The sequence below is a fragment of the Corynebacterium sp. HMSC28B08 genome (assembly GCF_001806865.1).
Lineage (GTDB): Bacteria > Actinomycetota > Actinomycetes > Mycobacteriales > Mycobacteriaceae > Corynebacterium > Corynebacterium auriscanis.
Genome location: NZ_KV786165.1, coordinates 79,101 through 92,326 on the forward strand (window position 1 = coordinate 79,101; position 13,226 = coordinate 92,326).

14 protein-coding genes are annotated in these 13,226 nt (G+C 58.3%); 7 read left to right on the forward strand and 7 right to left on the reverse strand.

Translation table 11 applies throughout. The features are described from left to right. Nucleotides 1–3: 3 nt before the first annotated feature. On the reverse strand, nt 4–597 hold the full coding sequence (locus HMPREF3098_RS05005) for a biotin transporter BioY (protein ID WP_070434236.1): 594 nt from the start codon (nt 595–597) through the stop codon (nt 4–6). A gap of 105 nt (nt 598–702) precedes the next feature. Between HMPREF3098_RS05005 and HMPREF3098_RS10945 the strand changes: the two genes are divergently transcribed. The 3 genes from HMPREF3098_RS10945 to HMPREF3098_RS05015 all read left to right on the forward strand — a co-directional run bounded on the left by HMPREF3098_RS10945 (nt 703) and on the right by HMPREF3098_RS05015 (nt 2,862). Beyond that, nucleotides 703–924: a DUF3046 domain-containing protein gene (locus HMPREF3098_RS10945; RefSeq protein WP_083284127.1), complete on the forward strand. Its 222-nt coding sequence runs from the start codon at nt 703–705 to the stop codon at nt 922–924. A 182-nt stretch (nt 925–1,106) separates the two neighbouring features. After that, nucleotides 1,107–2,225: a recombinase RecA gene (recA, locus tag HMPREF3098_RS05010; RefSeq protein ID WP_070434237.1), complete on the forward strand. Its 1,119-nt coding sequence runs from the start codon at nt 1,107–1,109 to the stop codon at nt 2,223–2,225. A gap of 31 nt (nt 2,226–2,256) precedes the next feature. Then, the gene (locus HMPREF3098_RS05015; RefSeq protein ID WP_070434238.1) at nt 2,257–2,862 is read left to right on the forward strand and encodes a regulatory protein RecX; all 606 of its coding nucleotides are present in this window, start codon (nt 2,257–2,259) and stop codon (nt 2,860–2,862) included. A 60-nt stretch (nt 2,863–2,922) separates the two neighbouring features. Here the strand turns inward: HMPREF3098_RS05015 and HMPREF3098_RS05020 are convergent, their stop codons facing one another. Genes HMPREF3098_RS05020 through gluA form a run of 4 tightly spaced genes read right to left on the reverse strand, consistent with a single transcriptional unit; the run spans nt 2,923 to nt 6,212 of the window. Further along, the gene (locus HMPREF3098_RS05020; RefSeq protein ID WP_070434239.1) at nt 2,923–3,858 is read right to left on the reverse strand and encodes an amino acid ABC transporter permease; all 936 of its coding nucleotides are present in this window, start codon (nt 3,856–3,858) and stop codon (nt 2,923–2,925) included. Next, nucleotides 3,859–4,545 (reverse strand): amino acid ABC transporter permease, encoded by a 687-nt coding sequence (locus HMPREF3098_RS05025; protein ID WP_070434240.1) that lies wholly within the window; start codon nt 4,543–4,545, stop codon nt 3,859–3,861. A 17-nt stretch (nt 4,546–4,562) separates the two neighbouring features. Continuing rightward, on the reverse strand, nt 4,563–5,444 hold the full coding sequence (locus tag HMPREF3098_RS05030; RefSeq protein WP_070434241.1) for a glutamate ABC transporter substrate-binding protein: 882 nt from the start codon (nt 5,442–5,444) through the stop codon (nt 4,563–4,565). A 15-nt stretch (nt 5,445–5,459) separates the two neighbouring features. Then, complete coding sequence (gene gluA / locus HMPREF3098_RS05035; protein ID WP_070434242.1) at nt 5,460–6,212, reverse strand: glutamate ABC transporter ATP-binding protein GluA; 753 nt, start codon at nt 6,210–6,212, stop codon at nt 5,460–5,462. Between the two features lie 239 nt (nt 6,213–6,451). Here gluA and miaB point away from each other — a divergent pair, with 239 nt between their 5' ends. Both miaB and HMPREF3098_RS05045 read left to right on the forward strand, forming a co-directional pair. Beyond that, nucleotides 6,452–7,975: a tRNA (N6-isopentenyl adenosine(37)-C2)-methylthiotransferase MiaB gene (gene miaB / locus HMPREF3098_RS05040; protein ID WP_070434243.1), complete on the forward strand. Its 1,524-nt coding sequence runs from the start codon at nt 6,452–6,454 to the stop codon at nt 7,973–7,975. Then, the gene (locus HMPREF3098_RS05045) at nt 7,968–8,726 is read left to right on the forward strand and encodes an Rv2732c family membrane protein (RefSeq protein WP_246815852.1); all 759 of its coding nucleotides are present in this window, start codon (nt 7,968–7,970) and stop codon (nt 8,724–8,726) included. The genes miaB and HMPREF3098_RS05045 overlap by 8 nt, the downstream gene beginning before the upstream one ends. Here HMPREF3098_RS05045 and HMPREF3098_RS05050 read toward each other — a convergent pair. Beyond that, a complete protein-coding gene (locus HMPREF3098_RS05050) occupies nt 8,723–10,108 on the reverse strand; it encodes a DUF349 domain-containing protein (RefSeq protein WP_070434244.1) in 1,386 nt (461 codons plus the stop codon). The two genes, HMPREF3098_RS05045 and HMPREF3098_RS05050, sit on opposite strands and share 4 nt — an antisense overlap. A 253-nt stretch (nt 10,109–10,361) precedes the next feature. On the opposite strand from HMPREF3098_RS05050, the gene miaA reads away from it, so the two are divergent. Then, nucleotides 10,362–11,294: a tRNA (adenosine(37)-N6)-dimethylallyltransferase MiaA gene (miaA, locus tag HMPREF3098_RS05055; protein WP_371440957.1), complete on the forward strand. Its 933-nt coding sequence runs from the start codon at nt 10,362–10,364 to the stop codon at nt 11,292–11,294. 11 nt (nt 11,295–11,305) lie between these two features. Further along, nucleotides 11,306–12,256 (forward strand): diaminopimelate epimerase, encoded by a 951-nt coding sequence (dapF, locus tag HMPREF3098_RS05060; RefSeq protein ID WP_083284128.1) that lies wholly within the window; start codon nt 11,306–11,308, stop codon nt 12,254–12,256. Nucleotides 12,257–12,365: 109 nt separating this feature from the next. Here the strand turns inward: dapF and HMPREF3098_RS05065 are convergent, their stop codons facing one another. Continuing rightward, entirely contained in the window at nt 12,366–13,169 is an 804-nt protein-coding gene (locus HMPREF3098_RS05065) for a hypothetical protein (protein WP_070434316.1), read from the reverse strand. Between the last annotated feature and the right edge of the window lie 57 nt (nt 13,170–13,226).

The following is a 13,226-nucleotide window of genomic DNA, read 5'->3' on the forward strand; positions in this document are numbered from 1 at the left end:
TGTCTAATCGTTGGCGGCGGTATGACGGATTGGCAATTTTGCAGTGGGAATTAGATCAGGAACCGCGCGAATAGCTCCGGCCGCGATGATCGCGGCAACGACTGCTTTGGCTAGGTCGCCCGGGATGAACGGTGCGTTGGTGGCAAGGGCTGCGGTGAAATCCAGTGGTGTACGCGCCATGAGCCCGATAGTGCCACACAGGTATTGAATGGCAATGCCTGCCAGGCCCAGGATGATCAGCGTGACCAGCAGCGCGATGGGAGAGCGGCCTGAGCGACGGTGGGAGCGGATAATGCGATCAGCTGCATAACCGATCAGGAATGCCGTGACTAGGTATCCGACCAAGTATCCAACAGTGGGCCCAGGCAAAGCGGCCAATGTAGGGCGCCATCCGGCGAGGTTCGGCACACCTACCAGGCCAACTCCGAGAAAGAGAGCGACAGCTAGGCCACCACGGGTGCCTCCTAGGATGAATGCGGCCAAGAGGATACCCATGTTTTGCAAAACGATAGGAACGCCCGCGGTTCCCACTGGGATGGATACGGCGCCGAGCACGATGATGAGCGCGGCGAAGACGGCGATGAGGGCAAGGTCCATCGCGCCGAAGCGGGTGGAATGGGATGAATTGATTTCCTTCACAACAGTATTTTAGAGCACGGATTGAACGCTGTTCAAATTCGTGGAGGTGTTAGGTTGGACGACATGAGAATGGCGGAATTCGATCGATTGATGGAAGGCGAGTTCGGTGCGGACCGAGCATCGTGGGTGCTGGATACCCATTACCTATCGCGATTCGGTGGGTACCCAAAAGAGGTTATCGAACGCGGGGCCGATTTGCGGGACGTGTGGCTAGCGCTGTGTGATGACTTTGACGTGCCTGAAGATCGACGCTTAAGGGGAAGATTTGTAGTGCCGTGTCGATAGTAGAATTTCGAACACCCGTTCGTGTACGCTGTGGTGGTGTGAAAGTAGCAGCGTAGGATTCCGAGTGAACTTTTTCGGGGAGTTGCCGTGTCTAAACGGTTAGCCCCCCGCAAGGCCGGAGCCTGCGATGACATGTGGCGCTGGCTGCAGATAGCTGAACAGATTAAGCGAGGAGATTGAAGATGGCGACGAAGAAGAAGGCCGCGGCTGCGATGAGCAACGATCGTGCCAAGGCGCTGGACTTGGCCATGGCACAGATCGAGAAGGACTTCGGTAAGGGCGCCGTGATGCGCCTTGGTGATGACAATCGCCCTCCGATCCAAGCTATTTCTACTGGCAACATTGCCATTAACGTAGCGCTCGGTATTGGTGGCTTCCCGCGCGGTCGCGTGGTTGAAGTGTACGGTCCGGAATCCTCGGGTAAAACCACTGTGGCACTCCATGCCATTGCTGAGGCCCAGCGGGCGGGCGGCATCGCGGCGTTTATCGATGCGGAGCACGCGCTGGATCCCGATTACGCCCGTAAATTGGGTGTAGATACGGATGCACTGCTGGTATCCCAGCCGGATACGGGGGAACAGGCACTGGAGATCACGGATATGCTGATTCGCTCCGGTGCTATCGACATCATTGTGGTGGACTCGGTAGCTGCGTTGACACCGAAGGCGGAAATCGATGGTGACATGGGTGATTCCCACGTGGGTCTGCAGGCACGTTTGATGAGTCAGGCGTTGCGTAAGTTGACTGGTGCGCTGTATCAGACCGGCACGACCGCCATCTTTATTAATCAGCTGCGCGAAAAGATCGGCGTGATGTTCGGATCTCCCGAGACCACCACAGGTGGTAAAGCGTTGAAGTTCTACGCTTCCGTCCGATGCGATATTCGCCGTATCCAGGCGCTGAAGGACGGTCAGGATGTAGTTGGTAACCGCACACGACTCAAGGTTGTAAAGAACAAGGTTTCGCCGCCGTTCAAGGTTGCAGAGTTCGACATTCTGTACGGTGAGGGCATTTCGCGCGAGGGCTCCATCATCGATTTGGGTGTGGAAGCCGGAATCATCAAAAAATCCGGCGCGTGGTACACCTACGATGGTGATCAACTGGGACAGGGTAAAGAAAAAGCGCGTGAATTCCTAAAGGCCAATCCAGAGATGGCCAGTGAATTGGAAGACCGCATCATGCGTGAGCTCAAGGTAGGCCCGTACGCCAACGTCAAGCCGGAGCAAGAAGAGGAGATCGCACCGGAAGACCGACCCATTGACTTGGCGCCGAATTTCGATGACGACAACGACGACGAATAGGCCGTGCCCGCTAGGACAGGGGCCCACAGCCATGAATGAAACAAGGCATAATCCCGACGACAGAATCGCGCGGTTGCGGGATGCAATGGAAAAGATTGCCCGCGGGGAAGCCCACCGTGAATCCCAGATAGTCGATCGGGAGTTTGAGCAAGCGCTTGCCCCCGTGGCGGCAAAAGCAACCCGGTTGATCAATCATCGCGCGAGGTCGGAGCATGAGCTGCGGACGCGCCTACTAGAAGAGGATTTTGCTGCCGAGTTGGTCGAGGAAGCCATTTCCAGGTGCCAGAATAACGGCATGCTAGACGATGAGCAGTTCGCTTCGGAGTGGGTGCGGCAGCGTTCGCAGCACTGCAAGAAGTCAACATCCGTACTGCGCCAGGAGTTGCAGCGCAAGGGTGTGCAGGCCGGTCTTATCGAACAGGCCTTGGAAACAATCGATGAGGATCAGCAAAAAGAGATTATGCGACAGCTCATCGATAAGCGCGCCCGGAGTGTCAAGCGCCGTCCGACGGATTGGAAACAATATCGCAGTGAGCTACGTCGTTTAGTGGGCGTAGCAGCCCGGCGTGGTTTCCCCGAAGTCGAAGCGAAGGAATATGCCGAGATCGCGCTGAATAGGCGAATTGAGGAGCTGTAGTCGCCACCAGCGCGTTCCCCCCCCTCGGCACGCGTCCCCCAGTCGCGCACCTACTGGCGATTAGTAATCTTGCTTCAAATCGCGATAGTCAGGGTTGTGCCAGTCCACGTTGGTTTCGTCTTTGGTGACCACGCCCACGTCCTTTTGGTGTGGAACCTTCGCCACAATATTGCGGCGAGCACGACCGGCCCGTAGCTGGGTTTCCATACGTTCGGCCAGGCGGGAGAGCAGATAGTTGACCAGGATCATGACGATCGCGACCACAACCATCGCCGCCAGGTAGTTCTTGTACCACGATGCGGCCTGCAGGCTGGAACGCACAACCTCTACGTATCCAATTAGGTAACCCAGTGCGGAATCCTTCAAGGCGATGACCATCTGCGACACCAACGCTGGCAGCATCGAAGCGACAGCCTGGGGGAGAAGGATCTTGAACATAGTTTGGCGTCGAGACAATCCAAGGGCAATCGCGGCTTCTTCCTGACCGGCCGGCAGTGACCGAATACCAGAGCGCAGGATTTCGGCGATCACCGAACCGTTGTACATGGTCAGGCCGAAAATCACCGCGGCAAATGCCAAGTGTTTCGTTGGCACCAGACCATAGATAGCGAATACCTGGTAGGCAAAGATCATGAGCAGCAGCACGGGGATGGAGCGGAAGAACTCCACGATGACCGTGCATACCCAGCGAACTGGTGCGATCTCTGACAGACGGCCCAAACCGAGGATCGTGCCCACGATGATAGCCAGGATGATGGAAGCCACCGCGGCCTTCAGGGTGCCCCACAACCCGGGCAGGACGTAGGTTGTCCACATGTCGCCGGTAAGGAACGGCTGCCAATTCTCGGCTGCAAACTGGCCGTTGTTGTTCAACCGGATTCCGACCCACAGCGACACGGCCGCGGTGATGGCAATCGTGGCTGCAGTCAGCAGCCGGTTGATTTGTTGACCCCGGGGACCCGGGGCGTCGTACAAAACAGTTGCACGCGTAGACATTTATCGCTTCACCGCCAATCGCTTACCCGCTGCGCCGAAGATCAAGCCCATTGGCAGCGTGAGGATGATGAAGCCGAGGGCGATAACACCGAAGATCACAAACACCTGGTTAGCGTGATTCTCCACGGTGGACTTCATCAGTAGGGATGCCTCTGCCACACCGATCACGGACGCGATCGTGGTGTTTTTCGTCAATGCAATCAGGGTGTTGCCCAAGGGCACAATCGCACCGCGCAGTGCCTGCGGGAAGATGATGTGGCGGAAATTCTGCATGAAGCTCAGGCCCAACGAGCGGGCAGCCTCTGCCTGGCCAAACGGCACTGTGTTGATGCCAGAGCGTAGCGACTCGGCCACGAAAGATGAGGTGTACAGCACAAACGCCAACACAGCGAGGCGGAAGTTGTTGGTCGTCGTAAAAGTAGCACCTTGTCCTGCCAGGGCAATGTCCAGATTCACATACAGACCCAGCGAGGCGAACAGGACAATCAACGTCAAGGGTGTATTACGGACGGTGTTGATATAAAACGTCGCGAGGCTACGCAGAATCCCGACGGGGGAAACACGCATCGCCGTCAAAATTGTGCCTAGGATCATGGATCCCAGGGCCGACCAGAACGTGAGTTTCACGGTCGTCCAAAACGCCGGAATAAGCTCCGGCCCCATTTCAGACCATAGTTCGGCATTCATCGGTGTTACCCTCCTTCCTATTTCTTATCGATGAAGGAGAGGTCGCCGATCTTGGGCTTGTCTCCAGGTTGGATGGCATCACCGAGGTTGTCCTTGATGATGCGTTCGTATTCGCCAGAATCATGCATGTCGTTAAGGGCATCGTTGACAGCCTTTACCGCGTCCGGTTGCCCCTTGGCCATACCGATTCCGTAATTCTCGTTGGTCCAGTAAGAGCCGTCTTCCTTTTTCAACTCGACCACGCGCATCCTGCCGGGGTACTGCTCCGCGAACCCAGCCAAGATCGTGGCGTCGGTAGAAAGAGCATCCACCTTGCCACGCGCTAGCGCTTCCACGCAGGCGGAATAGGTGTCGAATTCTTGTAGTTGAACCTCTGGCAGCGCATTCTTGATCTTCTGCGCTGGAGTGGATCCCGTCACCGAGCACACCTTGGTGCGCGCGCCCATGTCACTAAGGCCCTGGATCGGGTCGTCCTTACGTACCAGAATTGCCTGGTGAGTAAGCAGGTACGGACCACCGAAATCCACGGACTTATACCGGCCCTTGTTGATCGAATAGGTGGCGGCGATCATGTCCACCTCACCGTTTTTGATCAGCGTTTCGCGCTGGGCCGATGGGGTCTCTCGCCAGGTGATCTGTGGCTGCGCCCAGCCGTTTTTCTCCGCGATGTGCTTGATGACATACCGCGAGACATCGGTATCCACGCCTTCGTAATCCTTGGACGGTGTGCGCACGCCCAGTCCCGGCTGGTCGAACTTTGTTCCCAGGATTACGTGACCGGACTTGATGGATTCCAACAGCGTGCGGGCTTCATTGGATCCGCAGGCCGCGAGAGCTGCTGCGCTACATAGAGCAACGATCGCCGCGAGGATCCGTTTGGGTAGCAATTGAGTTCGCATATTCGCCCGCTTCCTCTAGTGGCCCAGGATTTTGCCGAGGAAGTCCTTGGCACGATCGGACGTTGGATTGGTGAAGAAGCTCTCGGGGTCTGTGTCCTCCACGATGCTGCCATCGGCCATGAATAACACGCGATCAGCGGCTTTGCGTGCGAATCCCATCTCGTGGGTCACGCATACCATGGTCATGCCATCGGCAGCTAGGCCAGCCATGACGTCCAGCACCTCGTTGATCATTTCAGGGTCGAGCGCGGATGTCGGCTCGTCGAACAGCATGACGCGGGGCTCCATGGCGAGAGCGCGGGCAATGGCCACGCGCTGCTGTTGACCACCCGATAGTTGGGCGGGGTATTTCTCGGCCTGCGCGGCAATGCCTACTCGATCGAGCAGCTGCATCGCCAGCTTCTTGGCCTCTTCTTTGCCTAGGCCGCGAACCTTCATCGGGGCCAGTGTGACGTTATCCAGAATCGTCATGTGGCTAAACAGGTTGAAGGACTGGAAAACCATGCCCACTTCGGCGCGTAGCTTTGCAAGCTTCTTGCCCTCTTCGGGAAGTAGGTCACCGTAGATGCGAATCTCGCCGGAGTCAATTGTTTCCAGCCGGTTGATGGTGCGGCACAACGTGGATTTGCCTGAACCCGAGGGGCCCAGAAGCACGACAACTTGCCCGGAAGGTATCTCCAAGTTGATGTCGCGCAGAGCGTGGTAGTCGCCGAAATGCTTGTTTACATTCCGCAACGTGATTGCGGAAGTAGATGTGTTTTCTGCCATAGGCGATAGGTTAGTGCACGAGGGCTCACTTTTAAGAAACTTTGCGCCACCAATTACAGGTATTTGACGGTAGTTTCTGCTATTGGTGGTCTCTGCGATAGGATGGCTGGCTGTAACAACCCCCGCGTGCCCCCGCTGCTCATAGTTCGTTGACGTGGTGTTTTCTCACTTTTGCAGGCAGTGTAGACCGGCTCGGCACGCTCTTTTTTATTCCGACGCCCACGAGGTGAATAGCGACGATGAACCCCCAGGCCCGCACGTATGAGGTGCGCACGTTCGGCTGCCAGATGAATGTTCACGATTCCGAGCGGCTCTCCGGCCTCCTAGAAGACAATGGATATATACCTGTTGGTGACGGTCAGACTCCGGATGTCGTGGTTTTCAACACCTGTGCTGTGCGTGAAAATGCCGATAATCGACTGTATGGAACCCTTGGCCAGATGAAGGCGGTCAAGGAAAACCACCCGGGCATGCAAATCGCGGTAGGTGGATGCATGGCGCAGAAGGATAAGCAGACGGTTGTACAGAAGGCTCCGTGGGTTGACGTAGTCTTTGGCACGCACAATCTGGGTAGCCTGCCTACGCTGCTGGCCCGTTCCGCCCATAACGATCGCGCGGAAGTGGAAATTGTGGACAGCCTGGAAGAGTTTCCTTCGGTTCTTCCGGCCAAGCGCGAATCGGCCTACGCGGGCTGGGTATCCGTGTCTGTGGGCTGCAACAACACTTGTACGTTCTGCATCGTGCCCTCGTTGCGTGGCAAGGAGCAAGACCGCCGACCGGGGGAGATCCTGGCAGAGGTCAAGGCGCTCGTGGACCAGGGGGTGAGCGAAGTGACGTTGCTGGGGCAAAACGTCAACGCCTACGGTGTGAACTTCTCCGATCCCCACCTAGAGCGTGACCGCGGCGCGTTCGCGAAGTTGCTGCGTGCATGTGGCGAGATCGAGGGCTTGGAACGGTTGCGCTTTACCAGTCCGCACCCGGCAGAATTCACCGACGACGTGATTGAGGCTATGGCGGAAACCCCTGTTGTGTGCCCGCAGCTGCACATGCCGCTGCAATCGGGCAGCGACAAGGTTCTTAAGGATATGCGCCGGTCCTACCGTTCCAAGAAGTTCTTGGAGATCTTGGAGAAGGTGCGCCAGCGGATTCCGAATGCGTCCATTACGACGGACATCATTGTGGGCTTTCCCGGTGAAACGGAAGAAGACTTCCAGGCCACCCTGGATGTGGTAGAGAAATCCCGGTTTACCAGCGCGTATACCTTCCAGTACTCTCCTCGTCCGGGCACTCCTGCGGCTGAAATGGACAACCAGATCCCTAAGCATATCGTCCAGGAGCGTTACGAGCGCTTGCTGGATCTGCAGGAACGCATCAGTCGCGAGGAGAACGAAAAGCTTATCGGCACTACTCAAGAGCTGCTCGTTCAGGCAGATGGCCGCAAGAACGACGAAACTCGGCGCATGAGTGGGCGGTCCCGGGACGGCCGACTCATCCACTTTGACCCCACGGTGGAGGGCATTCGCGCTGGCGATATTGTGGAGGTTGAGGTCACCGGTGCTGCGGCCTATTTCCTTTTCGCCGACGCCGGCGTGCTCAGCCACCGCAGGACCAAGGCGGGGGACATGACTGCGGCAGGACAAACTCCAACCACGGCGCCCGTCGGCGTCGGGCTTGGAATGCCAGGATTCAGCCGGCACACGGCAAGTGTAGAACAGCAACCGGTAGAGACGGGATGTGCAACAGGAGGATGCGGCTGTGAGTAATCGAGACGCGCAAGAGATAAATCCGCAGAAAGCTAGTGCGCAACGAACTGCGACAGCTAACCCGAAGCGGGCGGATGCCCTAGCACAGTACCGCGGTGATCTGGAATCTGCCGAAAAGAACGCAGCGCGCGATGTAAATTATCAGCCGTTCCTGCCTTTCCTGGCGATTGGAATCTTCGGCGTGCTGCTGGCGATCTTTTTGCCACACGCGGGGCAGGTCAAGGGCTACGATGTGTTGTTTAATTCCCCGGTAGCCCAACAGTTCAATACTAAGTTGCCCGAGCGCGCTTTCAGCTGGCTGGCGCTAACGGGTGGCGTTTTGCTGACCGCGGGAACAATTGTGTCGCGGTCGTGGCTGGTCGCGTGGGTGAACTGGTTCTTCGTCGGTGTGGCGTGGTGGTACTCTGCTTTCGCGATCTGGATTCGCCAATCGCGTCCGGTGACGGATCCCGGTGAGGGACCTGCTTACGGCCTGATTATCGCCGCCGTATGCCTGACGATCCTGTTTGTCACGTTGTCGATCCTCTTGTTCCGCAAAACTCCGCTGCAAAAGGCCCTTGCTAAGGCTCGGCGCGAGGAGGCCCACCGGGACGAGGAATCGCGTCTCAAGCAGCAGCGTTTGCGCACGGGGCTGCAGGAGCGCGAGCAGGTCAATGATTTCGTGGATGACCGTCGCGCGGTTGTCGCGGAGCGCCGCCGGCAGCGCCGCGCCGTGCAGGATGCACCCGCGGACCAGCCTGAAGAGGACTAACTCTCGATAGCTGCTGCAGCGGTATCTGCCCACTGCTGCCACTGCGCCGCCTGCTCCCGGAGCGTGGCGGCTTTTTTGCTATTGCCCTTAGCTTCGGCGGCTTCAGCTTCTTGGCTGTACTGGTCGGCCTTGGCCTGAAACTGTGCAATTCTGGATTGCGCTTCTGGGTCGGTGCGGCGCCATTCAGCATCGGCGGCCTCGGACACACGCCGCTCTACAGCTGCGATTTTGTCTTCAAATTCACGCACTTGTCCACGGGGGACATACCCGATGTCTTCCCACTTTTCCTGCAGCTCGTGAAGAGCCTCGCGGGACTTCTCCACACCGTGCGTGGAGGGGTCGACCTTGGCATCATAGTCATCTAAGAGCTTCTGCTTGGCTTGGGCGTTCGCCAAAAATTCCTCGTCGCGCTTCGCATCGTTGGCTTTGCGGGCATCGAAGAACTTATCCTGAGCTGCGCGGAAGCGTTGCCATAGCTTGTCATCAACGTCGCGGTGTGCTCGTCCGGCGGCTTTCCATTCCTTCATAAGCTCGCGGTAAGCGCGGGAGGTCTCTGCCCAATCGGTGGAATCCTGCAGTGCTTCGGCGCGCTCAACTAGGTTTTCCTTGACGTTTTTCACGGCCACGCGGTTGCGATCTAGCTCGGCGAAGTGTGCTCCCCGCCGCTTGCGGAAATTATCGCGGGCTGCCGCGTAGCGTTTCCACAATTGATCGTCGGTCTTGCGATCCACGCCCTTGATGGATTTCCATTCGTCGACGATGGTGCGCAGGCGATCTCCCGTTGCCTTCCAGTCCGTGGAATCCGCAGCCAGTTTTTCTGCCTCGGTTGCGAGTGCTTCCTTGCGCTCGGTGGCCTCTGACCGACGGCGCTCCTTCAAGGACTCGACCTGCTGCTCGACCCCCACTGACTGCGTGGCAATAGTAGCCAAGCGGGTCTGCAGGCTTTCGATGTCTCCGATGATGGCGGCGGTATCGAGGTCCTCGCGGATTTTCGCGGCATCTGAACGGATGCGACGCGCTTCTTCCGGGTGGGTGGTCAGGCGCATTTCAAGCAACGCAATCTCCGTAGAGACGTCGTCGTAACGGGCGCCGAAGTGCGCTAGGCCCTCCTCGGGGGTTCCTGCCTTAAAGTCTCCGATGTGCCTTTCACCGCGAGAAGTCACGACATATGCAGTGCCGTCGTCCTCCACGCGACCCCACTTGGCAGGATCGTTGTGCGGAATGTGCACACTGCCCGTCAGTGCTTGCGCGCCTTTCGCTGCAGTGCGGTTTTTGGCCAGAGCAGCAGGGCTAGGCTTTGGCTGAGGCCTTGGATGTGGCTTTGGCTGGGACTGTGGGTCCTGCTGGTTAGCATTCGCCTGATCATGCGGTGGGTTGGTCATCGTGGTACTCCTTGCTCCCGCGCCTGGAGGGCTAGAAACTGAGTGAATGCTCTCCAGAGCGGGACTTTCATTCTTGCCGCGCGTCACGGCTGCCGTGGAATAGCTATAGAACAGCTATGGAATAGCTAACGGGTGCGATTCCTTCTTCTGCTGAGTATGGCAGATTCTTGCAATCTTGGGTGGAATTACTCCCCACTTATTCCTCGCCACTGTGTGAGGCCTCCTGGGGTGTGGGCCGCTAGACTGGCAAGTCATGAATGGAATTAGCGCCACTAATGGGATTAGCCCAGTGGCGGTGGTGGGGCCGACGGGCGCGGGGAAATCAGCAATGTCTCTCGCGCTTGCGCACGAACTCGGTGGTGAAATTATCAACATCGATTCCATGCAGCTTTATCAAGGCATGGATATTGGCACCGCTAAGCTCACTGTGGCCGAACGCGAGGGCATCCCGCACCACCAGCTGGATATTTGGCCGGTGACCAAACCGGCTTCCGTAGCCGAATACCGCGCGGGCGCGATTGCCGATGCCGAAGCAATAATGGCCCGCGGTAAAACACCCATATTTGTGGGTGGCTCCATGATGTACGTGCAGGCCTTGGTCGATGAATGGGACTTTCCTCCCACCGACCCTGCGGTCCGTGGGAAATGGGAAAGCACACTGGCAGAGATTGGGGTGGAAGCACTACACGCGCATTTAGCAACGGTTGATCCCCAGGCGGCCTCGATTATTGAAGCCCGGGATCCACGTCGCACAGTTCGTGCTCTGGAGGTCATTGAGCTCACAGGCAAACCGTTTGCCGCTTCTCAGCCACCCAAAGACCGCCCGGCGCGGTGGAACATGGACATCTTGGGTTTGCAGGCGGATGCGCAATGGCTGAATCCACGACTGGAACAGCGCGTGGACATCATGTTTGAGCGTGGCCTGGTAGCGGAAGTCGAGCGGTTGAAAGCTGCAGGACTGCGCCGCGATTCCACGGCTGGGCAGGCGATTGGTTACGCCCAGGTGTTGGACTACTTAGACGAGCACATGACGGAAGCACAGGCGCGGGAGGCCACGGTGATTGGCACTCGCCGTTATGCCCGCAGGCAGCGCAGTTGGTTCCGCCGTGATCCTCGCGTGCAATGGATACCGGCCAATCAGCCCGATGCAATCGGACGTGCGCTACAACTGGTCCGCTCACGGTAGGCTGGGACACCATGACTGACACACAATCTGCCCACGAGCCCGGTGTGAGCTTCCCGGAGGGGACAGCCACGCGCTTCATCAAGGCGCATGGCACAGAGAACGATTTCGTCTTCCTCGTCGACCCATCCGTCGCGGTTGATTTGACCGACGAACGGGTGCGCCGAATTGCCGATCGCCGTGCGGGGATCGGCGGGGATGGTGTGATTCGTGTGGCGACTGCTGCTTCTCTTATCGACGCCCGCGTCGTCGACGAATCCATTCTCGCCCCGGCCCCTGATGACCCATCGTCTGCTATCCAGGGGGATGAGTGGTTTATGGATTACCGCAATGCGGATGGTTCAATCGCGGAAATGTGCGGCAATGGTGTGCGCGCGTTCGCTCACGTGCTGGTCGCAGAACACCTGGTGGGCGGGGATAAACCAGAATTCCCACTGCAGGTGGGAGTAGGAACGCGTGCGGGTCGTAAGCTCGTCACCATTCACAGTGCTGATGAGGTGCACGCATACGTCAGTGTGAACATGGGCCAACCGGAGGTTACGGGGATGTCCACTGCCACGGTGGGAGGGTTCAAGCTGGCCGGGCTGGGCGTGGACATGGGGAATCCCCACCTGGCTGCGGTTATTCCCAACCTCACGGCGACCGACTTGGCAACCTTGCCCGTGGGTCAGCCCGTGGAGTGGGATAATGCGTTCTTCCCCAACGGGGTGAATGTGGAGATTCTCACGCCCTTAGAGAACGGTGCTATTCACATGCGCGTACATGAGCGAGGTGTGGGGGAAACCCGCAGCTGTGGCACGGGAACGGTAGCAGCCGCGGTGGCCGCGTTGGCCGACGCCGAACAGGAATTCGGCACGGTCACCGTGAACATCCCCGGCGGCCAAGTGATGGTAGACATTACTGAAGACGCCGCGATCCTCACTGGACCCGCGGAGATCGTCGCCCGAGGCGAGATGGTTGTGTAGCCACTAAGGTGTTGGTGCTGTGGTGGCTGTTGAAACTGTGGTGGGCGCTGCAGTCTCACTGGACGCCGGCAAGGTGAGAGTCCTCAGCTCTTGCTGGGGCCATGCCGTACTAGTGGGCCCCGCCGCAGCCACAGGTGCCGGACCCGCAACCTCCACTGGTGGCGCAGCTGGCGGCTTCGACGGCGGTGGCGGTGAAGGCGACGTCTCCGGACAGAATGAGCGGACGGGGCTGGCCGTTAATGCTCGTCGCCAACGCGACAAGATCCCCGGCGCTTTCCGGCAGTACCACCGAAAACTCGAACGGCGAGTGTACGGTGCACACCCAGAACGACTGTCCAGTCAGGTCCGACGTGCGTTTCACAACCTCCGTAGTCTCCACCGCGATGTGTGCTTTGGAGTGTGGCGCTGCAGCTCCCGAATTCATCTCGGAAAGCCCGATCGATTCCACAGTTCCCACAGAGGTGCCACCGGCGGCGGCGAAGAACGTGGCGTCGGTAAAAAGTGAAACATCGACGGCCAAAGCGGTCACTTCCACTGGTTGGTACTGCATGCTAGTGACATCGGCCAGCATGGGGCCCTGTGCAATGGTCGCGGTGAGGGAGGAAACGACCGGCGCATCTTGGTTGCTTGTTTGCAGCGCTGGGCTATCGTCGACGATGTCCAGCACGCCAACAACCTCGTTGATCATGGAAATGTGCGCGCTGGTGCCCACGCCGCCGGAAAAGCTAGCGAAAGAACCATATGGAGGGGCGGTAAGAATCACCAGGCGGGCTCCGCTGGGATCATCGTATTGGAGGACCTGTCCACCCTCGACCTCACCCGATACGGCTAAACGCCCAGAAGCATAAGCGGCCTCTAGCGCGTCCTGCCACTGTGGGAATTGAAGACCAACACTCGTCAGCTCAGCAATCATGAATCCCACTGTAGACCCCACAGTGTGAATGACCCGCATCGGATTGGTTTCGTGCAG